Consider the following 22990-nt stretch of genomic DNA (forward strand, 5'->3'; position numbering starts at 1 on the left):
TTAACCTCATTTTTATGCATAAAAAAACCGCCATTTAGGCGGTCGTTTATCGGATTGGATGACATCGATAGGATGTACGTATTGGAATGATGTAGTTGATATCACTGGTAAGTGGCGGTAGCTGATTTGGTTCACCGTCTAGATACAGTGACTCCGTGAGTGTTAAACCATTTTCGAGCTGCTCTTTGACGGTATCAACCAAGCCAATAACCGCCGAATCACCATTACCAATCTTTTCAACAACATTAAGTTGAATAACACCTTTTTGAACTGGCATGTCTAACGCTAGACCTAGATTTTCGGTTATGGCTGGCATTATATGTAATTGCAAATATGGAGTGCTAATATCGTCAAACTCAATATTTGACCAAGCCACCTTCACCCCTTCTTGCTTAGCAATTTTTGCCACCAGCGCACGAATAGACTGATTGATCTCAGATTGTTTCATTTACTTCATCTCTGCGATAGCGTATCTAAAGAACTTACTCACGTTTTCAGCGGTAATTGCAATCATGCCATTAGGAGCTTGTTTTGAATGCCCCATTTCCAACCTGTAGGCATAAGGAACATTGTTAGTAAAATAGATAGCATTCATACCCACTTTGAACTGCTCAAGCACATAGTTACCAACCGCCTTAGTCATATTGCCTGATTTATCAACTCGCCCAGTTTCACCATCAGCAGGTACATCAAAAGTGACTTGCCAATTTCCACGGAATCGTCCCCCCGTATAACCTGGGGGTGCTTTGATATCCATAGAGTCATTAACTCGAGCACGTTTTTTTAATTGACGATTTTTCAGTGTCAAATTATTAGGGTCTTTTCTCAGTGCTTCATTGTGCTCAAATACCGCTTGGTTATAACCTACAGCCGTTTGGTTAACTTTCCATAAGTCGGGATTACCCACTGGAGACATTTGAACAAGTTGAGCCAAAATCCTAACACCTGTTTTTTTTACCACCGCCTCCATATTTGATTGAGATTTTTCTACAAATAGATTAACGGACTTCATGAATGAATCAGTCATATCAAGCCCTCAACTGAGGTTTGTAGCAAATAACAACATCAGCAGGTTTAACCGGGTTAGGCTCATGCACACGTAGCCATATACCATCAACAAGAACAGAATCTCCTTTTCGAATATCAACCTCTGGGGAAAGAACCATTTTAATATCCGTAGAGAGAATTAAAGTTCCATCAATTTCATATGGTTTGTACAAAACCTTTACACCAATGATTGAAAATAGAGACTCAGGCTCATGATGCTCAACGCCATTATCATCAACCCAATGCTTACCAGAGCGTTTCATTTGATATGAAGCGCCGTATTTTTTCAGTATTCGCAATGCTGTGTGACAACCTCGTTGATAAATATTCATCACTACCTCACTGCAAATGTGTTAATAGCCAAGCCTTCTGAGCTATCAATCAAGCCACATAGCAAACCTTTCAGCCAAGCGAAATTAGGCGCACCAGTATTGGTGCCGTCTGCATACTTCAAATCAATTGCTCCCTCAATACGTTCAGAAATTATTTCTGCACCTAATGTTGGCTGCAATTCATTCTCTTGTGCTTCAAGTGCAAGGCGACACTGAGCCTGTATAACCTGATGAGGAATCGCATCACTAGCAATTTCAACCCCATCACGAAACAATCCAGTACGAGGAAAAGATAAAGGTTGCGTACTGTCTGAACGCTTACCCTGCCATTTTTGGGATTCTAAGAAGTCCATAGCAACGATGAGTAATGATTCGAGTGATTTACTGTCTGATAGGGTTAAATTCCTGACTTTCGCATATGCTTTTAAATCTTCAATGCCAGCATAACTATTAAACGTAGGTGAGTTTTTATCGGCATCAATCATGACCACCTCAAAATAAAAAGGGGCATTACGCCCCTATCTTCACTAGCCATCAGTAGTTTTTTTCCTTTTAGCTACTTCTGGCTCTATTGCTTTACTGCATTTTTGCCCTGAGCAGTTAATTTAATCATCACACCTGCTGTCAGTTTGTTGCTTGTAAAATGTTTTTTCCAGTTACCCGCAGTACCTAACTTGGTTAGATCTGGGTTTTTACCTTTTGATTCATCCCAGCTATACCCAAGCACACCGACGTTAACAACGCCTTCACCACGATACCCAATTTCTAAGTTTTCCTTATCATTGATCTCAAATGAGCGGAAGGTTGGTTCTTGAGACTCGATGATAGTCACAGCTCCAGGAACAAGACCAAAAATAGCATCAACTGGCGCACTGTCTGTTACCAAGACGGGCTTACCTAACGTTCCCGGCTGCCCACCATAGATAACCACACCAGCCTCTTCGTATACTTTGTTATCAATCGCTTGGTCAACAATATCGAAATACGTAGTAGAGTGCATGACGAAGAGATTTACACGGTTAAACTTGTCCCCATATCGACGCAGCCCCTTGGTGAGTGTTTTTTTCCCATCTGTAGCAATGTCTGCTGTCACGACCATATCAGCATTACTTCCGATAGCTGCCCCCAATGCGGCTAAGGAATATTTAATGTAACCTTCTAGAGATGCATCAGCAGCATCAATACCAACTAGCTCAGAAAATTCAGATACATCTCGTCCTCGACGTTTAAATGCCTCTTCCGTTGTTGCATATGGACCATATTTCCATGGAGCTTTCACTTCAACAGATTCGCCCGCACCAATTTTTTTACTCTCTACTGTTCCTGTTGAATCAACATCACGATGCTCAATCGATCCTCCAATTTGATAGAAAGCACGTTTACGAAAATCACCTTCAATAAAAATGTTATCAAGCACAATGGCACCATTCGATGCCTGATTAAATACGGCTAAATTATCTTGGCGACGCTCTAAAAACGCTGTTTGCGCCAAGTCGTTGTAAATTACTAAATCGCTATTAGTCGTCGTAGCCATTACTTATCTTCCTTTACTCTTTAGGTAGTTTTAAAAATGTGTCACGTCCATATCGGCGAATATAATCAGCTTTCTCACTCGCAGACATTTGAGAGCGTTTAAGGTGTGCACCACCTTGTTTATGTTTTCCTGCATCCGTCCCTGAAGCAGCAGGGAACAAATGAGGCGCGCTTTCTTTTAATGATTCGACCCATTCAACAGGTGATAACGGTGTTCGACCATCTTTCCCCATAATTGGATTACCATCATCATCAACGGCTACGGCCTGACCTTCATCGTTGATTTGAAAAATGCCTTTGGCACGTAAAATTAAGTCTTCTTGTGCGCTAGCTAATGCGCCGGCTTTACCAGCAGCAGAGCGTACTTCATCTCCCAATACACGTTGGCGAAATTTATTAGCAAAAGCCTCAGCCCTTTCCACTCGGCTATTGGCTTCTTTCAGCTGTTTATCAACGTCATTGCGTAAGCGCTCAGTACGTTTATTAATGACCTCATCAATTTTGCCGTCAGCGATTAACTTGGCCTCTTCATCATTTTCAAAACGCTTGAGAATTCCACGTACAGCATCGGGATCAATACCATCAAAACGCTTGAGATTATCGTTTTGCTCTTTGAGCTTACCCAATAACTCATCACGTTTAGCCTTCAGCCCAGCTACTTGCTCACCGACTGCTTTATCGATAATGGCTTGAATTTCCGGTGTGATTACTGATGCAGTTCCACCACTTCCACCACCAGCGCCATCATCAGCCTGTGAGTAATATTTGCGTTCGATATTCATAAATAACATGTTGTTCCCCTTGGGATTCATTGCGCCTAGCGCGTTAAAATAAAACCAGCCCTTGGCCGAATTTAGACAATAAAAAAGGTCACCGAAGTGACCTTGTTAAATCGTTAATTGATTAGCTATAACCCGCATCTTTAAATGCTTTTTCGTCTAGCTTCTTGAGTTGCTCTAACGAAATAAATTCTCCCTTATCTGTATAAAATTCAGAAGGATGCATACCGCCCTCTTTCATTAATCTAAATCGTGTTTCACCGAACACTTGCCGTTGTCGCCATTCTGGTTGTCGCTGCACCCAATCAAGAAAATTGGTCTCAGCTGGAACTTGCCCATCCATTGATGCTCTCGTTCCTGCGTCCATCTCATTCACATCAATACCTAATTCACGCCATGACTTAGTGACGAGAGTTTCCGTTGAGCGACAATTAAAATGGATTTTACCGGGACCTTGTAGATAGGGGATTTTGTGTCCTATTGGTTTACCTTCCAATGTATACTTCAACCTATCCCGCACAACACAGACATGAGAGGTTTTATTATCAAGGGTTGATAACCATTGCTTGCAATCAAAAATGTCTTTATTCGCCTCCGCAAATTGCTCTCGTGCTGTGGCTTGCAAATGATTAATTGCTGTCTTTGCTATTGCTGTTGCGTTAGCTCGGCTTAGCTGTAATACGCCATCTTTGTAACCTTGGCTTGCATGCCCGCGGATCTTGCGACCAATCTCTACAGCGCTATCTCCATTTAAATAACCACTACGAACAGCATTGCCTATTCTTTTCATGCGATCTGCTTCTAAACCATTAGCCCATTCAGTGAGTAATTTCCCTTGAAATGGGCGAGACATTACTGAAGAAAATAACATCTCCTCTGTAATACCCATAAGCGGGTATTGGCGTAGAACAGCATCAGGCAATAAAGCATCAAGTAATGAGGAGTAATAACCAGCTTCATGCAATGCATACTCTCTCATTTCGCCTATTAACAACGTAAAAGCGCTATCAATTGCACGCGTATTAATAGCTTTCACGCTCGATAGTAATGACTCTAATCGCCTTGAAGTAAAGCTATTAACGTCAATAGTGGCATCATCTAAAGCAACAATAAGCGAAGCTGTTAATTCAGCGTCAAATTCATTGAGTGCATTTATCATGCGCCTTGCAACACCCGTAGAATAACGACCAGAAAACAAAGAGTGAGCAATCAATTCATCCCTTAATCGCTCATTCACTGATTTCATGTTTCACCTACTATTGTCGGCTCTTGGTTGTTAAGCTCATCAACCACCATATCAACATCATCAGCGGGGTCGATAACATCATATTTTTGTAAACTTCTCACCAAATCAGATTTACGCGTTGCTCCAGATTGCCACGCAGCAACAATTTCACGGATCATCGAACTGTCAGCAATGTGATTAACGAGGTCTTTGTTAATTTCAAAAGAAGTGTCTTTAGTATCTAAACCTAAGTATTCAGCGCACCACATTAACGCTTTGCTAAACGCATCTGAGACATTTGAGCAACAAATACTGAGAATAGAGGTTTGAGCACTTTGCTCCCCCACAGATTGAATAATCGTTTTGACTTTACTATCTGAAGAAACTAACTGAGCACCTAAAGCCACCATGTAATCGCGCTTACTGTCCATAGCTTCTTTAGCCAACATATTTGGCTGAGCTTGAACGTATCCATAAGAACCTTTATCAGGCAATAAGATTGGTGAACGAGAGCCAACCATGACACCTTTTTCTTGCAGCCAGTCGCGCCACTGCTCATTTAATCCACCAATGTAAGGCTGTACTTGCCCACAGAAAAACACGGAATCTTCGTAGTCTGCAGAATTTCGATAATGCCCTAAATTGATTTTTGCTAGCCCTAACAATGGAGCTTCATCAATAGTGTGATCGTTATTCTGAGCGCCAATAAACGTAAATGGAATTTCATCCCAAGCACCATTACCTGCACGTTCAGGAATATATTCAGAGTGGATTTGATACACGCTGCTGCCAGCAGGCTTACGATATACTCTGCAGATAAACTTGCCATTTTCTATCGCTAATACTCGGTATTGAATAGTATCTTTAAATCCAAAACCATCCTCTTCCTCAACCATTTCGCGAAGAACCACCAGCGTTAAAATGGTTCGACCGTTGATACGGTCTGCTCGCCAGTTAATGATATCCTCAGCTTGATATTGAAATATGTACGGGAGCTTAGAGTCGCTGTTGTAATCAACATATAACCCATGCCGTCCCACTTCCAATATCGATTCAAGAGAAGATTGAGCTAATTGATAAATGCTTGAACCCGCACCATCAGCATCATCTTTTAAACAAGACAGTTTTTCAGTGACCGCAACTAGTGGGTCTTTCTTGAATGCCATCCCTATCATACCGTTACGAGTGTTACCTGTTATTGGGTAAAACACCGCACGGTCTTGATAGTCCTTATTACGTTTCTTTTTGCGCTTATTGTCTTGCTCTTCAAGCTCAGGAAGATAACTTTTTATATCTTCACCACCTCGGCAAACAGAACGCACTAAAGCCCACTGAGGAGCAGCCGTTTTATACTCCGGTCGAGTAAAATCTACATTATTTATACTCATCAGAAGGTTGTTCCTAAGTTGATTTCAAATGCTGGACGTTTAACATTTCGCCTACTTACAGCAAAATATCTAAATCCATCAGCATCATGTGATGTGTAGTCGTGAAGTGGTTTATCTTTCCAGCAACCTCGTTTGTCATCCCACTCTTTGCGATACGCTTCAAGATGAGCAATGCCTTCAGCACATTTATGTTCATCAAAAACACAACGAGGGAGAATTTCACGTACAGCCTCAATACCTTCATCAATCGAAAGCTTTGGCACTACGTCAAATCGAATTGAGTAAACTTGCCCATCAATTTCATACCCTTCTCGAGCTAGTTCTCTACGTGATTTCGCATCTGAACCAAACTCGCGGTTATCAATATCATGTGGTCCATTATGACTCGCGTATGTGTAGCCTTTATCTTTCAGCACTTTCATATAATGTCTTAGGCCTTCACCACTGTTTGAGTAATGGTCTATCACATGGAATTCATCACCTACTTCACGAATAAACCAAATTGAGGTTGAGTCACCAACGCCAATATCCCAATACGTATGCACAGGTAAGTGGGAATTATCAGGGAGTGTGCTAATGCGTTTATTTTCGTACAGAAAGCGGAATTGCTTAGCGTAATAAGCACCTTCAACGGATTGCTGGAATGCCTCAGACGGTATTGACGGGTACTCCCGCTTCATGTCTTCACCAAGCGTTTTCTCTTTGGCGTAGTACCATGCTTTCTGACGCTCGTTGAGGTGAATGCCATGCTTGCGGGATGTCTCATCAAAGTAATCAATTAATCGCTGAGGTAATTGCTCAACAGGATCAATCGCATACTCAGGGTTCTTCCACCATGAAAAGAAAAAGAATTTCCAATCTAAGTTAGATAGCGTTTTACACTGAATTTGCGCTTTTTCGGCCGACTGACAATAATCATAGAAATAACCAGCTCGCCCCTCAGCAGTGCTTTCAATTGTCGTAAAACAGTCACTTGATACAGCTTCAAACGCACCAGTAACTATCTCACGAGCTTTTTCAGGGTACTTTGCACATATCTTTCCGAACTCAGATACATGCAAGTATCGAAGAGTGCCACCACGAAATGACGTGCTGATATAAAGTGACCCGCCTTTGCTAAAAACCAATTCACCAGCCGCATCATTACTCGCCGGATTTGCAGCTTTAATTTCTTCGGGTAGCTTTTCATAGGCATACTTTATCTTTTCTCTAAATAGCCTTTTAGCATCGTTAAGTGTATGAGCAATCAATGCACATTTAGCCGCCTCAAATAACGCTGCATCTAATTGGATAATGCAAACCTCAGTCGTGAAACCCAGCTGACGAGCCTTTAAGATAATGTTTCGCGTATGCATCCCTTCAAAGTATTCAAGCTGCTCAGGCGTCATTTTAAATCGAACTGGCTTACCTTCTTTGTTGGTGATCCAGTACAAGTGATTCAATCGCCAGAGCTTATCTCTTAATAATGCAAGATATTCTGGCTTCATACTTATTCCTTCGATAGGTCGTCCATCAGTGACGATATAGAGTCGGATACTTTATTCTGCTGCGTGTCATCCAGCCCGTACGCCTGGCGCTCAAGTCCAATTAGGTTTTTAAGTGTCTCGCTTAATGCTTTAGCAGATTTAACACGTTCGGGGAGAGAGATGATTGAATTGTAGAGTTCATTGAGTTTGTCTCGCCCATTGCTATCAGGCTCAAACATTAATTCACCTAGCTTCCTTAAAGCAGGTACATCCGTACATTCAGCAGATAGCTCATTAAATAAACTGTTGGTTAACTCCCTAGCCCTGCGAATATCACCCCTATGTTCCATACGAACATTAGCAATGACTTCAGCATTAGCTTCGATAAGTAGCCGCTCAGAAATAGCCTTCTCAGCGGCAACCAGAGTGGCAACCTCTCTTTTGGCAACCAAGTTTTCAGCTCTAGCCTTAACCTTTGCCTTTAAATCTCGTTCCCATCCTTCTTTCTTTGCGCGTTTACTTATCGCTTGATGGGTTATCTCATATTGAGAGGCTATTTCTCTTATAGACATTACGCCAGCTCGGTAAGCAGACTCAATAGCCTCCCAATCTGGTCTTTTGAACATTATTCACCCTCATGATAAATCAAAAAGCCAATACAAAAACAAGATCTGCATCTTTCACAAAAATCTTTAATTTGATTTAAATCAGAACAATAACAATTAAATTGTTGTATTTTAGTTTTTCATTGTTAATTTCATTGCTAAATGCAATATTTAGTATTGCTGCAATCCCCCTTATTGTGTTCATTGCAATAAGGGGTTTTTTATCTACAAACTCTTATCTTTACATCTTAGCCAGCAATTCTTCTGTCGATTGGTTTCACCAAAAATCTAAAACCTTCAGCAAGAAAACACTTATGCTTTAACTATTAACATTTCTTAAAGAGTTTCTCATAACAAATTAAAACCATTTTTAGCGAAAATATTTACATTGAAGGTATGTTATTTTAAATATTTAAAGGAGAGTCAAATGAAACTAACTTCAATAGACCATGTGCATGTATATGTCGATGACCTCAATGAAGCCGTAAAATGGTATAAAGATATTTTATTCTTTACCGTTACACCCAAATACAAGTTTTGGTTTGACCAGGGTGGTCCATTAGTCATAAACAATAATGATGTCCACCTTTCCTTATTTAAAAGGACATCACAAAGCATCGGTAACACAATCGCTTTTGGTACAGATAAGACTACACTGATGGAATCCATAGAACACCTGAGAATCAACAACATTCAATTTTCTATCGTTGACCATGATGTGTCTATATCCATCTATTTCACCGACCCATACGAAAATAAGTATGAAATAACAACATATGAGCACTTCAAAATATAAAAATCATAGTTAATTTGATAATAAAAAACCCGCACTAAGCGGGTCTACGAGAATTCTTATCATTTTATATCTGGCTAGATATCACCCATTGATTTAGGGATCACCTTTTCACCATACTCTTCTGCAATGGCCAATATTTCCTTATATGGTCTAGCAAATGGACCAACTACAACAGTAATATTTTGGCTCTCCGCTTCTTCTGGCGTCAACATCATAGTTTCTACTGTCATTACTAATGCAACTTTTAATGCCGCACCAGTCCAGGGAAAATACTTAGTTTCGTCCCTTTGACAACCATCCATTACAGCCCCCCTGATTCATTCTCAAGATACTTACGAAACACAGAGACTGTAAGATTATCCTAGCCAAATAGGTAAAGCTATCGATAATAAAAATAGAAGGAAGCCAATTAATAAGTATTGGAATACATTAAGCATACGGATAAATATCTCTTCTAATATCATAGAATGTACCCTTCATTGCTAATGTTGATTGATCACATAATAAGTATTAACACTTAAAATATAGCAGCTAATTTTTATTTGTCAGATATCACTGATCTTCTGATTTAACATCTATGCTAGAGGTTAATATTAATATGACAGCTCTATGCAAATGAAAATATCAATCAAATTGTTCTGCTATAGTTAAACTATGATGTTTTGTGACTTATAACTTCACACCTAAAAGGAAGAAAATATGTTGAAAAAAATCAGTTTCCTCATCTGCTCATTAGCTGTTGTTTTCACATTAACTGCCTGTAACACCACTAAAGGTGTTGGTGAAGACATAGAGGCTGGAGGCAAAGCAATACAGAGAGTAGCCGAGTAAAACCTACATTTAACCGATTAATAAAACACTAGCGGGTTAAAGATGAAGATATCTTCTAGTGTTTTACTGCTATCAACGGATAGCTTTAAATATTTCACTTAAGTATACTCATTAAGCTTTTTTGAAAGAATTTCTATTAACTGACTCTAGCTTATAAGGAATATTGCATATGAAAAGAAGAATAATTATTGCTACTTTAATGACATTATTTATTCCAGCCATTGCAAGTGCTTCATGCGAAAGCGTTGTTGAAGAAATTACGCAGAAGATTATTAACAATGGCGTACCTGCAGAGAGCTTTACCATTACTGTCGTTTCAAATGAAGAAGCTGCTTCACAACAAGGTACTGTTGTAGGTAACTGTTCTAATGAAACACAAAAAATTATTTATACAAAAAAATAATTTGCCCCAAAAGGGCTTGCCACAAAGCCCTTTCCTTTCTCATTACCAACTTAATAAAACGTAATCATCTCCCAGCAAATGGTCGCCAACGAGAAATTAATTTGTGTTATTTACTTTTGTAAATTTCTCTGCCGCTATCGCGATTACAATCTAGGCTAACCTACCGAGACTCTTTGCTGTTCAATTTTTCGTATAACTATACTTTCTATTAAAAACTTCGCTATTTTGCGAGGCTCGGATTCGTAATATCCGCTTGAGATTACTACCTTTTTAATGTTGTGGTCATTCACGATTAACGTATAGTGACGTTACATTCATGAACTATTATTCTCTACTTCGCCCCGATATCTGGGGCATTTTTATTTTTTCCTTACAAAAAATTATTGTTCTACACCTGCTGATGCATAAAGGCAAAACAAGCTACATCTATACCGTATCACTCTAATCTTATTTATTGCATTCAGCTAGTATTGCCCTAAATAACTCAATCGCTCTCCAGATGTCATCTTGAGTATCTCCGTCCCAGTCAGGCACGACCATTAGTTCAGATTTAAAATATTTGAGTTTAATGTGTGCTTCTGCTATTTCATCTCGACCACACTTTGCGGCGATACGAGATATTGCGTCATTTGACAACTTCGAATACCAGTTATCTTTTCCTCGTTCGCTTATAATAAGTTGATATAGTTTGCTCATAATAAATTATTGCTATACCTATTTTTGCTGACTGGAAAACCAGATCGTCTTAATTTATATAATGTGACATAAGACAAACTATAAGCTCAACTACTATTGGTTTAAACACTCCGTTCTAATGTAATCTTGCAAGCCAAGTATCATTTGCTTGGACTCTGCGATTCGCTGCCTGAGTAGCCAATAATTTCCGATAGCGGAGTCAGTAGGTCTGGCGGTGATTGCATCATCCAAGCCGGAGGTGGTAGTGCTTTCGGCTTTTTTACAGCTGGCTCGGATGTACACCCGCTCAGGATTACGCTCAGAAGCAATACGCAACTCATCAATTTCAATCTTTGCATTAGCTAGCTCCTGAGTATGTCTAATATCGAGTTCATGAAGGGCTTGAACACGTTCTTGGTAATCTTTATTGATTTTGACTTGTTCTGTCAGCTCAACGAACAATTCAGCATTCTTAGAGTTTAATTCACCTATTCTCTCGTGCTGTTTCCACATTCCCCATATGGCTACCCATGCAGCGATAAATAGTAATGCTCTAACTGTATTCATGGTAGTTACCATATAGATGATTAAAAATTAATTTACCGACCTTTGTAATGGTCGATGGCTTTCTGGCAGCGCTTTTCTAAACTGGTCTTATCAATGCCACATGTGTTATCTGTGAGTAAATAAAATCCACTCACCAGAAATGCTGCTATATAGATAATTAATCCAATCACTGCGACTACATACTTCCATGGCATATAGCCGCCTCCGCTTCTCTACGATTAACTAGACCACGCCATACCTTACCGCCAGCGTAAACCCATTTTTTTAGCTCTTCACAAGCACCATATTTGTCACCGGCGTTTAGCTTTTTAAGCATCGTCGACTTAGCAAATGCGCCGGTACCAACATTGAATGCGAATGAATACAGTGCAGCTTTGGTGTACTCGTCAATTGGCACCTTAACCAATTTATCGACCTGCAGCTTTGTTCGCTGAAAGTCAGCCTCAAGCAATTCGTAGCATTCTTCTTCTGAGTAAATTTTATTGGTGACAATGTCTTTTCCCGTATGGCCATAACAGACCGTTAATACCCCGCCCACATCTTCATAGGGCTCATATCTAACACCTTCAAAATGCGCAATCACCGTTAAAGCGATAGCCGTAGCCCCTGCGCTAACAAGCACAGTTAGTTTTTGTTTGAGTGACATTAGATATCCTTAGGAGCTTTCGCCATCAGACTGGCGACAACTTTAGATTTTGCTGAAGGGTTTTGAGGATCGATTTTATGAACCAGTTCTTCGAATAAACGAGTTCGCTTTCGTTGCTCCCGTCTATTCATGAAAAAAGTAGCGAGACCAAGAATGATGCTGAACGCCATCCCAATAATAAAGCCCCACTCATAAAGTGATAAGCTTGCGAAAAATGCTGTTAGCCCAGCACTGCCGTAGGCTGCGTTGCTATATTTATCCATACGCATGATTTCACCCCTACGGAGTGCCTGAGATTGAGTTAATAAAAAGCCGACCGCAAAATTGCAGTAATTAAACATGTTGTGTGTGATTTGCGGTGGCTATATAAGGAAAAAGGCCGCATCAAGCGACCTATAGAAATGTGGAGTATTTTATGTAAACGCTGCAATTGCTAGGATTATAGCTAATCCACTCTGCAATTTTGCCATGTCAGTATGCAACCTTGTAGGTGATTCTTTATTTTCCTTCTCCGATGCCTGAGAACAAAAAGAAATACATACAAAAGAATATAAGGCGTACCAAAATGATAATTTGGCATAATAAAATGTATGAGCGAAAGAATCACCAAACAATCCACCACTTGATGACCCAAAATTAAAAATAGCAAAACAAAGATATCCAATAATCCCAATATAAAAGAGAATTGCTGGGAGCAAATTTTTCCCATTCAGTGTCTTTTTCTTACTCATACCATAGCTACCGAGTTGAATTTCATCTCACCTTATCTTGGATGCTTTACATCTACCACATGAACTATCCGGAAATTCCGAATAGTTGGAATTTGAATTAATGCATGCTACAACGTTAAGAAATTAACTTAAATGGAATTTACTATGTTTCGAGACTTGGATAAATATTTAACATATGCATCAATTCTAGGCATGATTATTCCAACGATTTTGATATTTCTACTAAAAAATCCAAAACATATCAGTTTTCTAAAACATTCAGTTATTCTGCTACTGAGCATGATATTGATATTATCAATCATGTTCTTTGTGCACTTACTATATGTGGGCTCTTTTACCCTCACATAGAAGAGCACCGCTGAAGTGGGGCTTAGTATTTACTATTGTTTCATATTACAAACTTCTCAGTTTCAAGCTTTACTTGTTTTAGAAAGCAAAAAACCCAGCTCATTGGCTGGGTTTTGAAATTTTGAGTATTATACTAAGCAGCTTACATCGCTGACTTACAAAATACATTTAGCACCGGGATGATTACTTTTGGTTGCTTCAAAATGATAGAGTCTATATAGAGTGCCTTTATCTTAAGGGCATCTCATAAAGAGGTCGATCTTAAAGTGCCACTACATTTACAGCAGCTGGACCTTTTGCGCCATTTTCTACTGAGAAGCTGACTTTTTGCCCTTCATTAAGGGTTTTGAAGCTATCACTTTGGATTGCAGAAAAGTGAACAAACACATCTTTGCTTCCATCTTCAGGAGAAATAAAGCCAAAGCCTTTAGATTCGTTAAACCATTTTACTAAACCAGTCATTGTATTAGACATATTGAATTCCTTTGAATTTTTAATTGTTGCCACATGGCGTATAGGTTTGATTTTTCTTGATACTTATGGAACTAATTAGAAGGAATTCACTACGAATGGGTATCTATGGGATAACGCTAGACGGGGGAACTTTTCAAAACTTGCTTTCATAAATAGGTCTGTACTTCCAAACCGATGAGTATATTTACTCATACATCCTTACGTATAGCAAGGTTTTTTTCATAGATACTACGATTATTTTAATAATCAATATGGATTTAACGATATATTCAATACAAGAATAGAGAAATAACCCAATGATAAATAACCATTTAATGTTCTAACAACCCATGCATCAAATACCATTTAATAAAAGCCACGTAAGACGTAGCCTTGTATTAATAAAATGTGATGACTCTAAAATAACATTAATTACATTTAATGGATTTAAGGCTTTCTAGCTGAGTAAGGCGAGATTGTACTTTTTTTCTAGCATCACCCTTTGCCATACCATTTCCAATACCAAAATCACCTAAGAAGCCAAGAACTGTTTTCCCATCAAACTCCCCTGTACTTTCGATTTCGTTCTGAATACCGCGGGTTTTAGCTATTTCTATCTTAAGGTCATTACAAGTCATGATAGATGACTCTTCAGCGGTTAATACTGCTGCTTGTGGATATTGTTTGGTCGCACAAGAGATAAGGAATAAGGATGATAGAGTGACTAACAAGACAGATTTTTTCATGATGAATACCACTTAACTTAAGAAAAATTAAGTGTAAATACCCGCCATCAGTTTTAATCATTCAATAAAACATATAAAAACACATATTATCAATACGTTAATATTACATGTTGTATGCCATCACTCATCATCATTTAACACATTTATCTTGTTGGTCCCATGCAAAACCCATTATTACAACTAGCAAATCCAGCTATCGCTTTATTAGAGAAGGTGTGACTAAATTTTGGGTGAGTCCATACATTTGGCTGGACATACAACCTTACTTTATTTCCAGTTGTATAATAGTAATAAGCTTGCTGAAAAAACTGATCATAAGATGATGCCCATTCTGATTTATTAGAAACGGCACAGGCGACAACATCGCCACCATGATTCACTGCTTTCACACAAAAATAGCGTCCCCCTTCTATTTGTCCCGAACTAAAATTAGCTAAAGTCACATCTGAATAATATTCAATCTTAGGGTCCAAAGTGTCTATAGCAAATGCGGTTGGGGCAATTAATAAAAATACAGGGAATAAACTACTCAATCTCATACAATTCACTCAAATTTTGCAGAAAACAAAGCCCCACTGAAGTGAGGCTCATAAGCTGCTGACGTTGTAGTCATTCTTATCACAATATCAGCTATTTTACGATCGTAAAGTATTTTATTAAATCTTCTCTACATACCTATCTAGTTCTAATTTTATGTCTAACATAATCAACATTCCGTCAATGACCCCCTCCGCTTTTTGAAGTTTTTTCCCTATATGGGTATCTGAGCATTTATGTTCTCTAGCTAGCTGCATGAATGTTTTCCCAAATAAATAATAATCCAGTAGCAGGTCATGCATCTCTTTATTCTTTATACTTAATTGAGCCATACAGCTAGAGATAATCATGGCGTCATCTTCACAACATTGAGGTCGAGATTTCACCTTACTAGGTATTAAGCGGCTAAATCCTGCCGCTGTCGAATACCATTGAACTGACTCGATGTTATCCGCAGCCCATGCGCCCCACATTTCTAGTACTTGTTGAATATTACGCATCCGTTACCTCGTATGAATTTGCAAGCTTTTGCCGTCGAATTCAGCGTTAATACGTTTAGCTATAGAAATGGCACTATCTGATTCTTTGGCGAGATTTGAGGTGCCTCTTTCTCTTGTCTTGTACATAGTCATTAATCGCCCATTTATCACAGCATGATTTTCAGCCTTAACATCGGTAGAATATTTTTTTACTGTCGCGCGATAACATCCTAGGTACCGAGAAACCTCAGCCATATTTCCATATGTCTTAATAAGCAACTCTGGAATAGTCGTGATTTCAGCTTTCATAAATCCCCCATCTGATAAGTGATCCCTTGCTGGTACCAATCAGGTAACGTGAACTCAATTCGACCTATTACACCGCTAGCCCGTAGCGCCTGAATTCTTTTAAGCTCAATCTTCATGTGCTGATATAACTCATCCATTTGCCACGGTTTCAACTTCACTGAAGTACCTGCTAAACGAGCTACGCGGTCAATCGTCATTTCGCTGTAAGTGATAACAGCGTGAGCATTGAATTCGTGTGGGTCTTCGCCGAGTTTTCGATGGCAACCTACGCAGTGAGCGAAAGCATTAAAGGGATGGTATCGGGTTGATTTGTGTCGTCGTGATTTGAAATGTGAACAGTGGAGTTTTGAAGGTTCGTGTCTAAATTGTCTTCCGCAGTAGTCGCATTCATAATTTGCTCTTTCCCGGACCAACTGCGAAAACAGAATATCGTGCTTGTCGCGTTTTAATGCCATTTATTTCTCCTGAATACCCCACTCAGCGACTACAATCACAACCATCGGGTTTTCGCTTAACTCTATCGTCCTCATAGCATCTACTGCATGCGGTAATATAAATTTGCGCTTTAATACTCCAGCACACTTCCTGACCGCATCATTGGATTTATGTATAGCCCAGCATAATTTAAGGGTAGTAAGTGCGCTCATAAACACTTCAGCCTCATTTCTCATCTCTCTTGTTGCTCCTTAAGTTTCATATACTCAGAGTTATTGGGGATGATGATTGGGATGCCTTTCTCAATACACCATTGCTCATGTTTCTCCATCATGTAGAGCATCCGTACTTTATCCATCTTGCTAGTTTTCTCACGCTCTCCATTTTCATCGCGACCTAACCAGTGACCGACAAAATATTCATGCGTTTCTTCATTAGTGATTGGCTTTGATAGAACGACTTCACCAGCTCCATTTTTAATATCAATGACAACACCACGCGCACGTAGCCAATCGCCTGTAGTTTCTATCCACATGCGCCATGTTCTGTTCATTGGTATTGTTCTGAGGTCACGCCATTCGGTGATTCTGATTCGGTACCGCTTACCGGTTTCTGTTACTTCTGAGAGGGTTTTGAAAATGACTTTGAGATTAGATTTGTGGAGACAGATATCATCTGTCAATTAGCCTCCTATTTTACCCTTGCGAAAATTAGTTTTGAGGCGTAGCCTAACAACGTTAACTCGTTAATTAATCAGTTTTTACCTAGCGGCCATCGTATAATGGCTATTACCTCAGCCTTCCAAGCTGATGATGTGGGTTCGATTCCCACTGGCCGCTCCAATCGTTTTATCCCAACTAACTCTCAACTCCATTGCTAAGTTTAGCTATCAACTCATTTTGCCAAACCTTGATATAAGCTGTTCCACGAGGGAAGCATCTCAATAATTTTTGATTCAATTTACTTTGAATATTTAAGTAGTTCATCCCATTGAGCTTATGTCCTTTCTTTAATGACAGTAACTTACTATTGATATAACAATTGTTTTTTTCATCTAGCTTATGGTCTTTATGAAATAAAATACTCATTTTGTAATCTCTTAGCCGACAGCACTGTGATATTCAACATTCAAGTCATCAAGGCTAGCGTTACCTAAATTAGCCCAAAAGACAATCGTTGCCTCAGCATCCAACGCACACTCCGCTAACATTAGCTTTTCAAATGGCTTTCCATTCCATGTACCGGTAATGTTGTATACCGCTTCATCATTCATCTTAAAACCCCTTATGATTCCATGTGTTACTTGAATCCATATTTGCTTTTCCACTCAGCAATGATTGATAACGCTTTGTCACGCTTAGTGGGTATCACTGCGCTTTCAAGTTGCAAAACTGGATCAGGTATTTTCTCACCAGATTTAATACGATTAGCCATAGTCTTAAGCTCAGACGCGCAAAGCTTTATAACCTCTGAATCCGATAAGTTTCGACTTCGCATTTCTGAGTAAATTTTAGTGACCATCCAGTAACAAGCGTTCGACTGCCAATTAAATCTACGCCAACCTCGCTCAGAGCAATACTTCTTGAACATGTCGTATAGTTCAGTTTCTGTGGGCAATCCGAGCTGAGTAAAATCTTCCTGTTTGCACCACTTGATGAATTGACCGACAGCAGGGAAAAAAGGCGAATCACTAGCCCTCGCGTGTCTCATTCCGTTTTGAAGTTGCTCGCGGGTAGTAATTCCATTTTCAGCAAAAGCGGCAATCCACTGGCGTTTAGCTGCGAGTTCGTCGCTTTCATTTTTGAATATGGTATTTACTGCCGCAGGAAAGATTTGTTTCAGGTTTCGGAATAGCACATCAACGAGTTGCTCAGCTTGTGGGCTTACTATTTTTTGCGGCGTACTGTCTTGAGCAATTTTAGTCAGTACGCCTGCATCACGATTAGCAATTGCAGTTGCCAAATGAGATTTCATATAAATTCATTCTCCCATGCTTCACGAGTATTCCAGCTTTGTGTTGGCTCTTGCTCTACAACTCGTTTGTTTCGGTTTGGTTGCTGACTTTGAATGACTAAAGTCGCCCATTTTTTGCGAAGTTTTGCAGGAGATAACACGACGCTACACCAGAAGGAATCGCGGTTAGCCCATTGGAATAATCGGCAAATATCTTTGTGTGAATACCCATCTAGTTGGCGCATCAAGCGAATATCATTAGCCCATGATGACCAGTTTGGCTCTTTGGTTGCAGGGCTGATTATCAACACTTGCGAGTAAATCCATTGAGCGGCCTTCAAGTCGTCAGCATTTCCCCACTTGTTACCTTTGGGGGAACAAACAACAGCATTGGGATCAACCACTGAAATTTTTTCGGATGGTTGGTCAGGGGATTCGATAGAATTCTCTGACGATATATTATTTATTTCTTTTTTCTTTAAAGTATTTCTTTTGTGTGTCTCCAGATTAGAGACATCATTTGTCTCTAAGTTAGAGACGTTTTTTGTCTTCAAGTTAGAGACACTGTCTCTAGATTGATTTTTCCATGCTGAAACCTCTTTGTTGACACCAATTTTTTTACCATCAAGAATGATATAATTCATTGAAAGTAATTCATTCTTTGCCTTATTAACGTTCTGCCTTGATAGTTTGGTCATCTCAGCTAATTGAGAGTCAGATATTCGATCGCTTTTCTTTCCAAAACCATAAGTTTTACGAATTAACGCAAGCATGACTCTAAATTGCCTTGCGGTTAGGTCGCAGCACATCAGCGATTCAAGTAACTCGTTGGCAAACTTTGTATAGCCACTGTCCAACTCTGCCATTCTTGGTTTCTCCGGCTTAACGGGAAATTTAAATACCTCCGCTGTATTCATAGCGACCTCCATATCGATTTGTGATGTAACTCATTTTCATTTATAATTACCTTGTGAAATTAAATAATTAATGCGCCTCAGTTGCTCCAACAACTGGGGCGTTTTCTCGAGTAAGCAAGCGTGAAAGCTCGCCAATTTGCTTCCACAAAAATCTGTATTCCTCTTCACTAATTTTCTTTTCACCCGGCAAAACAAAATCAATTACCCCTGCCGCTGCTAATGTCTCGCATAGCTCAGGTATCTTTTCGGTTCTACGAGTGATAGTTGAGTCATGAACGCCTAATGATTTAGCGATGACTGTTTGAGATGTTGTTCTGATAACTTGATAAGCGGTTGCTACCAAGTGATTGGATACAAATCGGTTAAACGATTTGCGTGAATTTGCGTTTTCCATAATTTATATTCCTTCATATACAGTTAATCCGTTACCCACGATCCTATGGGTGTATCTAAAAGTGCGCTTTTTCAGCGCAGACATGTTAAAGAGCTATTTTGATTACATATATCTTTGTGGATACAAAATTTGCATTTCTGTAATTTTATCGCCGTAGAATCTAGCTAATCTCTCAGCTAACTCTAGTGAAGCAGCCTGAGTTCCTCGCTCTAATCTGCTCAAATTGCCAACATCGCAATTGATAGCGTTGGCAACTTCTGAAATTGTTAGTTTCTTTTCTAGGCGAATTTTCCTTAACGGTGTTTGCATATTTCACTCCTTTTAAATGCGTATTACGCATACTACCACACAAATAAATATGCGCAATACGCCTTGTGTAGTACGCATAAATAAAGTTGAATTAAGGTATGAAAATAGGAACTAGAATTCGTGAAATACGAAAAAGTAAAGGGATGACAATCCTTGAATTAGCCACTGCTATTGGTAGCGATGTGGGTAATATCTCTCGCCTAGAAACTAATAAACAAGGCTATTCAGAAAATACACTGGTAAAAATAGCATCAGCACTAGGCGTCACTGTTGCAGATTTATTTACTGAAAACCCTGTACGACTCGACGAAATTGAATACATTGGTGAATTACCATCCGGGCTAGTGCCAGTTCGAGGAGAAGCAGTTCTTGGTGTAGATGGCGCTGTTGATATGATGGAAGAGCATAACGGCTGGTTAAAGATTTATAGTGATGACAAAGATGCTTACGGATTAAAGGTCAAAGGCGACAGTATGTGGCCAAGAATTCAATCTGGCGAGTATGTAGTTGTTGAACCCAATACAAGTATTAGAGCTGGTGATGAAGTATTCGTTAGAACTATCGAAGGTCACAATATGATCAAGATATTCAACAAAACCAGAGATGGGGACTATCAATTTACTAGTGTCAATAACGCACACAAACCTATTACGTTAATGCCAAATCAAGTAGATACTATCCATTATGTTGCAGCTATAGTGAAACCAACTAAATACATTGATAAGTGTGACAATATTAATCCACTACATCGAATAGTATAAAATTAGGTGACCTTTTGAGGAGAAAGCATGGCATTCAATGATATTGAACTAGCAAATATTGAAAAGTGCTTGGAATTTTTCTTAGAAAAACGCCGCCCAGCAGAACATCTCAGAGATGAGCTCGATTTACAGTATCGTATTGAAGATGACTCGGTCGTTATATTCGAGGTTAGACAGCTAACATGGAGTGACTCAAGAGTAGAAGAACCTGTAGCAAAAATAATACATAACAAAATCACAGGCTCTTGGTCACTACTATGGATGGATAAAGACAGTAACTGGCATCATTACGATGAAAAAATGTTAGGTAGTTTTTCAGATGCTATTAAGCTTGTAGAAGATGATTTACAAGGTTACTTTTTCGGCTGACGACACACTTTAGTGTGTGCATTTGTTAAATATTAATGGATGACTAATAGTGGCAAAGTGTACTGATTATCAACCTAGCCAAGTAGAAGTTGACAATATCCTATACTGTGAAAAGTTCGTTGACTTCTCTGGTGTTAGCTGGACGGAAAAACCGCCTCCAAACAGACCACTTTTATGGCTTCAAATGAATATTTTGCCATTAGACAGCGATGGAATACCATTGCAAGGCTTAACTATTTTAATCCAATGGAAACCTGATCATGAGCCAAAGCAAGATGGCGATGAAATATTTCCAAAGATTAATATTGTAGCACTTTATAACAAGAAACGAATATTTGCAGTTGATAGCTATCCATTTGATGGACATACAAATAGATATAAAGTAGATCATCCTGACTTTGTAAATTATATTTTAGGTGCCCACTACCATGTTTACTATGAAGAAGCTGGGCGCTATAGTGACGTAGGATTCCCAATTAAAGAAGCTATAAAATCAGATGATATCAGAGGGTTTTGGCAGTTTTTTTGCAAACATTTAAATATAAAATGCATAGGTGAACTCCCTATACCTTTAGAAGATATATCTGGACAAATAGGATTACCATTATGATGTGCTCAACAGTCATATCTAATCTTGGTTTTGAATGTCACCCTATAGGTGCTGAATTACTAAGAATCATTAGCCCATTCACTTTCTGTGATGATGGGGAGCATGTTGGCGCCTTCGTAAAAGAAATTAATGGTAAATATCTTGTAAGTGACCGATGCGACGCACTAATGAATATGGAAGCACGGGGCATTTCACTTACAAAAAAAAGAATTGATGAAATACGTAGCTTTATAAGCCATCAAGGCGCAGAACTTAACGACAGAGGTGAAATTGTTAGTTGGGCAACAGAAGAGACAGTTGGGTCAGCTACATCTAATGTAATCAGAGCTGGTATATTGGCCTCCACCTTATCTATTGATTGGCATCAATCGGTCAGAGTTGAAAAATTTGAAAGTGAAGTTATAGATTATTTATATCACTCCAGCTTAAAAGATAATATTTCATTGAAGTCTAATGTATTAGGAATGAGCGGGCATAACATAGTCATTCCAGTGACAGTTAATACAGAAGTACCAAAGTATCTTTTTACATCTAGCGTAAAACAAGGTGGAAGCTGGAATAGTGCATACTCTCTACTTGGTAAGCTAATTGATCTAAAAAATGCAAACGCCACATTAAATAATCGATATGTTGTTGTTGATAGCGAATCAATTGGTGCTCAAATGCAACAACTATCTCTTTTATTTAATGAAATAAGCCATGTATTACCTTTTGCCAAAAGAGATAAATGGATATCTAAGCTAGCCGCATAACTTTCACTGCCCAGGCCCTCCCCGCGAGGGCTTTTTTGTATATAGAACCTACAGCCACTTAAACGGATAACCACATGAAAAAAATCATGATTTTATCAGCTTTAATTTCGTTAACTGCCTGCTCTTCAGGAAAAAATGACAACTCCCCTGCACAAGTAGGAATGGCTAACCCTGCTTCTGTTTATTGCGCGAAAATAGGCGGAAAACTAGATATAGTTAACACCAATGATGGACAAGTCGGATATTGTACCCTCCCCTCCGGTGAAAAAATTGAAGAGTGGTCTTTGTACAGAAGAGATCACAAATAAACATAAAAGCCCTAATGGGCTTTTTTGCCCATAATTCCCTACCTGTGTGATTTTCATTTCTCACCTAGAAAATAAATAAAATTAATTTAGTAAAAAAATCATAAAGATGCGTATGAATCACATAAATGTAGATATCAAACCAAAATATGCGCTTGACGCATTTGCGTAAAATACATATTATTATTTACACCAAAGGCAAGGAGCCTTAGATGAATAGAATGTTAGCTCTTTAACAACTCGCGCTGAAAAAGCGCAAACCAACAGTAGTAGATTTTGGGATTGGTTT

General features: G+C 39.1%; 37 protein-coding genes and 1 tRNA gene. 9 read left to right on the forward strand and 29 right to left on the reverse strand.

Features of this window, described 5'->3' with window-relative positions; translation table 11 throughout:
- Positions 1-46: 46 nt before the first annotated feature.
- The 10 genes from M5X66_RS11825 to M5X66_RS11870 all read right to left on the reverse strand — a co-directional run bounded on the left by M5X66_RS11825 (position 47) and on the right by M5X66_RS11870 (position 8396).
- Positions 47-448 (reverse strand): phage tail terminator-like protein, encoded by a 402-nt coding sequence (locus M5X66_RS11825; protein ID WP_270103573.1) that lies wholly within the window; start codon positions 446-448, stop codon positions 47-49.
- Positions 449-1027, reverse strand: coding sequence for a hypothetical protein (locus M5X66_RS11830; protein WP_270103574.1), 579 nt, complete (start codon positions 1025-1027; stop codon positions 449-451).
- A 1-nt stretch (position 1028) separates the two neighbouring features.
- The gene (locus tag M5X66_RS11835) at positions 1029-1379 is read right to left on the reverse strand and encodes a hypothetical protein (protein WP_270103575.1); all 351 of its coding nucleotides are present in this window, start codon (positions 1377-1379) and stop codon (positions 1029-1031) included.
- Positions 1380-1381: 2 nt separating this feature from the next.
- Complete coding sequence (locus M5X66_RS11840; RefSeq protein WP_270103576.1) at positions 1382-1864, reverse strand: DnaT-like ssDNA-binding protein; 483 nt, start codon at positions 1862-1864, stop codon at positions 1382-1384.
- An 83-nt stretch (positions 1865-1947) separates the two neighbouring features.
- Positions 1948-2913 (reverse strand): major capsid protein, encoded by a 966-nt coding sequence (locus M5X66_RS11845; protein WP_036952449.1) that lies wholly within the window; start codon positions 2911-2913, stop codon positions 1948-1950.
- Between the two features lie 13 nt (positions 2914-2926).
- A complete protein-coding gene (locus tag M5X66_RS11850; protein ID WP_154638257.1) occupies positions 2927-3703 on the reverse strand; it encodes a hypothetical protein in 777 nt (258 codons plus the stop codon).
- A gap of 112 nt (positions 3704-3815) precedes the next feature.
- On the reverse strand, positions 3816-4937 hold the full coding sequence (locus M5X66_RS11855; protein ID WP_270103577.1) for a hypothetical protein: 1122 nt from the start codon (positions 4935-4937) through the stop codon (positions 3816-3818).
- Entirely contained in the window at positions 4934-6304 is a 1371-nt protein-coding gene (locus M5X66_RS11860; protein WP_270103578.1) for a DUF4055 domain-containing protein, read from the reverse strand. Before M5X66_RS11860 ends, M5X66_RS11855 begins: the two co-directional genes overlap by 4 nt.
- Positions 6304-7791, reverse strand: a complete 1488-nt coding sequence (locus tag M5X66_RS11865) for a terminase (RefSeq protein WP_270103579.1) — start codon at positions 7789-7791, stop codon at positions 6304-6306. The genes M5X66_RS11860 and M5X66_RS11865 overlap by 1 nt, the downstream gene beginning before the upstream one ends.
- A gap of 2 nt (positions 7792-7793) precedes the next feature.
- A complete protein-coding gene (locus M5X66_RS11870) occupies positions 7794-8396 on the reverse strand; it encodes a hypothetical protein (protein WP_270103580.1) in 603 nt (200 codons plus the stop codon).
- 406 nt (positions 8397-8802) lie between these two features.
- Between M5X66_RS11870 and M5X66_RS11875 the strand changes: the two genes are divergently transcribed.
- Positions 8803-9171 carry a VOC family protein gene (locus M5X66_RS11875; protein ID WP_270103581.1) on the forward strand — a complete coding sequence of 123 codons (369 nt, stop codon included), beginning with the start codon at positions 8803-8805 and terminating at the stop codon, positions 9169-9171.
- Positions 9172-9245: 74 nt separating this feature from the next.
- Here the strand turns inward: M5X66_RS11875 and M5X66_RS11880 are convergent, their stop codons facing one another.
- Entirely contained in the window at positions 9246-9473 is a 228-nt protein-coding gene (locus M5X66_RS11880; RefSeq protein ID WP_117162459.1) for a hypothetical protein, read from the reverse strand.
- A 397-nt stretch (positions 9474-9870) separates the two neighbouring features.
- On the opposite strand from M5X66_RS11880, the gene M5X66_RS11885 reads away from it, so the two are divergent.
- Both M5X66_RS11885 and M5X66_RS11890 read left to right on the forward strand, forming a co-directional pair.
- The gene (locus M5X66_RS11885; RefSeq protein WP_117162460.1) at positions 9871-10002 is read left to right on the forward strand and encodes an entericidin A/B family lipoprotein; all 132 of its coding nucleotides are present in this window, start codon (positions 9871-9873) and stop codon (positions 10000-10002) included.
- 169 nt (positions 10003-10171) lie between these two features.
- Entirely contained in the window at positions 10172-10405 is a 234-nt protein-coding gene (locus M5X66_RS11890; RefSeq protein WP_117162461.1) for a DUF1161 domain-containing protein, read from the forward strand.
- 789 nt (positions 10406-11194) lie between these two features.
- Here M5X66_RS11890 and M5X66_RS11895 read toward each other — a convergent pair.
- The 13 genes from M5X66_RS11895 to M5X66_RS11950 all read right to left on the reverse strand — a co-directional run bounded on the left by M5X66_RS11895 (position 11195) and on the right by M5X66_RS11950 (position 17013).
- Positions 11195-11647 (reverse strand): lysis protein, encoded by a 453-nt coding sequence (locus M5X66_RS11895; protein WP_442959369.1) that lies wholly within the window; start codon positions 11645-11647, stop codon positions 11195-11197.
- A 32-nt stretch (positions 11648-11679) separates the two neighbouring features.
- A complete protein-coding gene (locus M5X66_RS11900; protein ID WP_181937052.1) occupies positions 11680-11841 on the reverse strand; it encodes a hypothetical protein in 162 nt (53 codons plus the stop codon).
- Positions 11823-12293 (reverse strand): lysozyme, encoded by a 471-nt coding sequence (locus M5X66_RS11905; protein WP_117162464.1) that lies wholly within the window; start codon positions 12291-12293, stop codon positions 11823-11825. Before M5X66_RS11905 ends, M5X66_RS11900 begins: the two co-directional genes overlap by 19 nt.
- Complete coding sequence (locus M5X66_RS11910; RefSeq protein ID WP_117162465.1) at positions 12293-12562, reverse strand: HP1 family phage holin; 270 nt, start codon at positions 12560-12562, stop codon at positions 12293-12295. Before M5X66_RS11910 ends, M5X66_RS11905 begins: the two co-directional genes overlap by 1 nt.
- Before the next feature lie 144 nt (positions 12563-12706).
- Positions 12707-13024, reverse strand: coding sequence for a hypothetical protein (locus M5X66_RS11915; protein WP_270103582.1), 318 nt, complete (start codon positions 13022-13024; stop codon positions 12707-12709).
- Between the two features lie 609 nt (positions 13025-13633).
- Positions 13634-13846 carry a transcription antiterminator/RNA stability regulator CspE gene (cspE, locus tag M5X66_RS11920; protein WP_036954791.1) on the reverse strand — a complete coding sequence of 71 codons (213 nt, stop codon included), beginning with the start codon at positions 13844-13846 and terminating at the stop codon, positions 13634-13636.
- 407 nt (positions 13847-14253) lie between these two features.
- A complete protein-coding gene (locus tag M5X66_RS11925; protein WP_117162467.1) occupies positions 14254-14571 on the reverse strand; it encodes a hypothetical protein in 318 nt (105 codons plus the stop codon).
- Positions 14572-14714: 143 nt separating this feature from the next.
- The gene (locus tag M5X66_RS11930) at positions 14715-15110 is read right to left on the reverse strand and encodes a subtilase family AB5 toxin binding subunit (protein WP_270103583.1); all 396 of its coding nucleotides are present in this window, start codon (positions 15108-15110) and stop codon (positions 14715-14717) included.
- A gap of 117 nt (positions 15111-15227) precedes the next feature.
- Positions 15228-15608: an antiterminator Q family protein gene (locus M5X66_RS11935; RefSeq protein ID WP_270103584.1), complete on the reverse strand. Its 381-nt coding sequence runs from the start codon at positions 15606-15608 to the stop codon at positions 15228-15230.
- Positions 15609-15611: 3 nt separating this feature from the next.
- Complete coding sequence (locus tag M5X66_RS11940; protein ID WP_270103585.1) at positions 15612-15896, reverse strand: hypothetical protein; 285 nt, start codon at positions 15894-15896, stop codon at positions 15612-15614.
- On the reverse strand, positions 15893-16351 hold the full coding sequence (locus M5X66_RS18750) for a hypothetical protein (protein ID WP_117162469.1): 459 nt from the start codon (positions 16349-16351) through the stop codon (positions 15893-15895). Before M5X66_RS18750 ends, M5X66_RS11940 begins: the two co-directional genes overlap by 4 nt.
- Positions 16352-16567 carry a DUF7740 domain-containing protein gene (locus M5X66_RS18865; protein WP_154638887.1) on the reverse strand — a complete coding sequence of 72 codons (216 nt, stop codon included), beginning with the start codon at positions 16565-16567 and terminating at the stop codon, positions 16352-16354.
- Positions 16564-17013 (reverse strand): hypothetical protein, encoded by a 450-nt coding sequence (locus M5X66_RS11950; RefSeq protein ID WP_270103586.1) that lies wholly within the window; start codon positions 17011-17013, stop codon positions 16564-16566. Before M5X66_RS11950 ends, M5X66_RS18865 begins: the two co-directional genes overlap by 4 nt.
- A gap of 85 nt (positions 17014-17098) precedes the next feature.
- Between M5X66_RS11950 and M5X66_RS11955 the strand changes: the two genes are divergently transcribed.
- Positions 17099-17173: transfer RNA gene (locus M5X66_RS11955), tRNA-Gly, on the forward strand.
- A gap of 257 nt (positions 17174-17430) precedes the next feature.
- On the opposite strand, the gene M5X66_RS11960 is transcribed toward M5X66_RS11955, so the two are convergent.
- From M5X66_RS11960 to M5X66_RS11980, 5 genes are all read right to left on the reverse strand, one after another.
- Positions 17431-17604: a hypothetical protein gene (locus M5X66_RS11960; protein ID WP_006658135.1), complete on the reverse strand. Its 174-nt coding sequence runs from the start codon at positions 17602-17604 to the stop codon at positions 17431-17433.
- Positions 17605-17630: 26 nt separating this feature from the next.
- Entirely contained in the window at positions 17631-18305 is a 675-nt protein-coding gene (locus tag M5X66_RS11965) for a replication protein P (protein WP_270103587.1), read from the reverse strand.
- Entirely contained in the window at positions 18302-19201 is a 900-nt protein-coding gene (locus tag M5X66_RS11970; protein ID WP_270103588.1) for a replication protein, read from the reverse strand. Before M5X66_RS11970 ends, M5X66_RS11965 begins: the two co-directional genes overlap by 4 nt.
- A 67-nt stretch (positions 19202-19268) precedes the next feature.
- A complete protein-coding gene (locus M5X66_RS11975; RefSeq protein WP_006658132.1) occupies positions 19269-19595 on the reverse strand; it encodes a hypothetical protein in 327 nt (108 codons plus the stop codon).
- Between the two features lie 102 nt (positions 19596-19697).
- A complete protein-coding gene (locus M5X66_RS11980; protein ID WP_117162473.1) occupies positions 19698-19904 on the reverse strand; it encodes a helix-turn-helix domain-containing protein in 207 nt (68 codons plus the stop codon).
- Between the two features lie 98 nt (positions 19905-20002).
- Between M5X66_RS11980 and M5X66_RS11985 the strand changes: the two genes are divergently transcribed.
- From M5X66_RS11985 to M5X66_RS12005, 5 genes are all read left to right on the forward strand, one after another.
- Complete coding sequence (locus M5X66_RS11985; RefSeq protein WP_132494921.1) at positions 20003-20665, forward strand: XRE family transcriptional regulator; 663 nt, start codon at positions 20003-20005, stop codon at positions 20663-20665.
- A 27-nt stretch (positions 20666-20692) separates the two neighbouring features.
- Positions 20693-21034, forward strand: coding sequence for a DUF3024 domain-containing protein (locus M5X66_RS18755; RefSeq protein WP_036951019.1), 342 nt, complete (start codon positions 20693-20695; stop codon positions 21032-21034).
- A gap of 49 nt (positions 21035-21083) precedes the next feature.
- Positions 21084-21644, forward strand: a complete 561-nt coding sequence (locus M5X66_RS11995; protein WP_006658128.1) for a hypothetical protein — start codon at positions 21084-21086, stop codon at positions 21642-21644.
- The gene (locus M5X66_RS12000) at positions 21641-22396 is read left to right on the forward strand and encodes a DUF1828 domain-containing protein (protein ID WP_006658127.1); all 756 of its coding nucleotides are present in this window, start codon (positions 21641-21643) and stop codon (positions 22394-22396) included. The genes M5X66_RS11995 and M5X66_RS12000 overlap by 4 nt, the downstream gene beginning before the upstream one ends.
- 74 nt (positions 22397-22470) lie before the next feature.
- A complete protein-coding gene (locus M5X66_RS12005; RefSeq protein ID WP_270103589.1) occupies positions 22471-22704 on the forward strand; it encodes a putative hemolysin in 234 nt (77 codons plus the stop codon).
- Positions 22705-22990 lie beyond the last annotated feature (286 nt).

The organism is Providencia sp. PROV188, from assembly GCF_027595165.1.
Lineage (GTDB): Bacteria > Pseudomonadota > Gammaproteobacteria > Enterobacterales > Enterobacteriaceae > Providencia > Providencia lanzhouensis.

Bases quoted from the DNA above. Each gene is read 5' to 3' on its own strand.
- M5X66_RS11825 (WP_270103573.1), bottom strand. From the start codon at position 448: ATGAAACAATCTGAGATCAATCAGTCTATTCGTGCGCTGGTGGCAAAA.
- M5X66_RS11830 (WP_270103574.1), bottom strand. From the start codon at position 1,027: ATGACTGATTCATTCATGAAGTCCGTTAATCTATTTGTAGAAAAATCT.
- M5X66_RS11835 (WP_270103575.1), bottom strand. From the start codon at position 1,379: ATGAATATTTATCAACGAGGTTGTCACACAGCATTGCGAATACTGAAA.
- M5X66_RS11840 (WP_270103576.1), bottom strand. From the start codon at position 1,864: ATGATTGATGCCGATAAAAACTCACCTACGTTTAATAGTTATGCTGGC.
- M5X66_RS11845 (WP_036952449.1), bottom strand. From the start codon at position 2,913: ATGGCTACGACGACTAATAGCGATTTAGTAATTTACAACGACTTGGCG.
- M5X66_RS11850 (WP_154638257.1), bottom strand. From the start codon at position 3,703: ATGTTATTTATGAATATCGAACGCAAATATTACTCACAGGCTGATGAT.
- M5X66_RS11855 (WP_270103577.1), bottom strand. From the start codon at position 4,937: ATGAAATCAGTGAATGAGCGATTAAGGGATGAATTGATTGCTCACTCT.
- M5X66_RS11860 (WP_270103578.1), bottom strand. From the start codon at position 6,304: ATGAGTATAAATAATGTAGATTTTACTCGACCGGAGTATAAAACGGCT.
- M5X66_RS11865 (WP_270103579.1), bottom strand. From the start codon at position 7,791: ATGAAGCCAGAATATCTTGCATTATTAAGAGATAAGCTCTGGCGATTG.
- M5X66_RS11870 (WP_270103580.1), bottom strand. From the start codon at position 8,396: ATGTTCAAAAGACCAGATTGGGAGGCTATTGAGTCTGCTTACCGAGCT.
- M5X66_RS11875 (WP_270103581.1), top strand. From the start codon at position 8,803: ATGAAACTAACTTCAATAGACCATGTGCATGTATATGTCGATGACCTC.
- M5X66_RS11880 (WP_117162459.1), bottom strand. From the start codon at position 9,473: ATGGATGGTTGTCAAAGGGACGAAACTAAGTATTTTCCCTGGACTGGT.
- M5X66_RS11885 (WP_117162460.1), top strand. From the start codon at position 9,871: ATGTTGAAAAAAATCAGTTTCCTCATCTGCTCATTAGCTGTTGTTTTC.
- M5X66_RS11890 (WP_117162461.1), top strand. From the start codon at position 10,172: ATGAAAAGAAGAATAATTATTGCTACTTTAATGACATTATTTATTCCA.
- M5X66_RS11895 (WP_442959369.1), bottom strand. From the start codon at position 11,647: ATGAATACAGTTAGAGCATTACTATTTATCGCTGCATGGGTAGCCATA.
- M5X66_RS11900 (WP_181937052.1), bottom strand. From the start codon at position 11,841: ATGCCATGGAAGTATGTAGTCGCAGTGATTGGATTAATTATCTATATA.
- M5X66_RS11905 (WP_117162464.1), bottom strand. From the start codon at position 12,293: ATGTCACTCAAACAAAAACTAACTGTGCTTGTTAGCGCAGGGGCTACG.
- M5X66_RS11910 (WP_117162465.1), bottom strand. From the start codon at position 12,562: ATGCGTATGGATAAATATAGCAACGCAGCCTACGGCAGTGCTGGGCTA.
- M5X66_RS11915 (WP_270103582.1), bottom strand. From the start codon at position 13,024: ATGAGTAAGAAAAAGACACTGAATGGGAAAAATTTGCTCCCAGCAATT.
- cspE (WP_036954791.1), bottom strand. From the start codon at position 13,846: ATGTCTAATACAATGACTGGTTTAGTAAAATGGTTTAACGAATCTAAA.
- M5X66_RS11925 (WP_117162467.1), bottom strand. From the start codon at position 14,571: ATGAAAAAATCTGTCTTGTTAGTCACTCTATCATCCTTATTCCTTATC.
- M5X66_RS11930 (WP_270103583.1), bottom strand. From the start codon at position 15,110: ATGAGATTGAGTAGTTTATTCCCTGTATTTTTATTAATTGCCCCAACC.
- M5X66_RS11935 (WP_270103584.1), bottom strand. From the start codon at position 15,608: ATGCGTAATATTCAACAAGTACTAGAAATGTGGGGCGCATGGGCTGCG.
- M5X66_RS11940 (WP_270103585.1), bottom strand. From the start codon at position 15,896: ATGAAAGCTGAAATCACGACTATTCCAGAGTTGCTTATTAAGACATAT.
- M5X66_RS18750 (WP_117162469.1), bottom strand. From the start codon at position 16,351: ATGGCATTAAAACGCGACAAGCACGATATTCTGTTTTCGCAGTTGGTC.
- M5X66_RS18865 (WP_154638887.1), bottom strand. From the start codon at position 16,567: ATGAGAAATGAGGCTGAAGTGTTTATGAGCGCACTTACTACCCTTAAA.
- M5X66_RS11960 (WP_006658135.1), bottom strand. From the start codon at position 17,604: ATGAATGATGAAGCGGTATACAACATTACCGGTACATGGAATGGAAAG.
- M5X66_RS11965 (WP_270103587.1), bottom strand. From the start codon at position 18,305: ATGAAATCTCATTTGGCAACTGCAATTGCTAATCGTGATGCAGGCGTA.
- M5X66_RS11970 (WP_270103588.1), bottom strand. From the start codon at position 19,201: ATGAATACAGCGGAGGTATTTAAATTTCCCGTTAAGCCGGAGAAACCA.
- M5X66_RS11975 (WP_006658132.1), bottom strand. From the start codon at position 19,595: ATGGAAAACGCAAATTCACGCAAATCGTTTAACCGATTTGTATCCAAT.
- M5X66_RS11980 (WP_117162473.1), bottom strand. From the start codon at position 19,904: ATGCAAACACCGTTAAGGAAAATTCGCCTAGAAAAGAAACTAACAATT.
- M5X66_RS11985 (WP_132494921.1), top strand. From the start codon at position 20,003: ATGAAAATAGGAACTAGAATTCGTGAAATACGAAAAAGTAAAGGGATG.
- M5X66_RS18755 (WP_036951019.1), top strand. From the start codon at position 20,693: ATGGCATTCAATGATATTGAACTAGCAAATATTGAAAAGTGCTTGGAA.
- M5X66_RS12000 (WP_006658127.1), top strand. From the start codon at position 21,641: ATGATGTGCTCAACAGTCATATCTAATCTTGGTTTTGAATGTCACCCT.
- M5X66_RS12005 (WP_270103589.1), top strand. From the start codon at position 22,471: ATGAAAAAAATCATGATTTTATCAGCTTTAATTTCGTTAACTGCCTGC.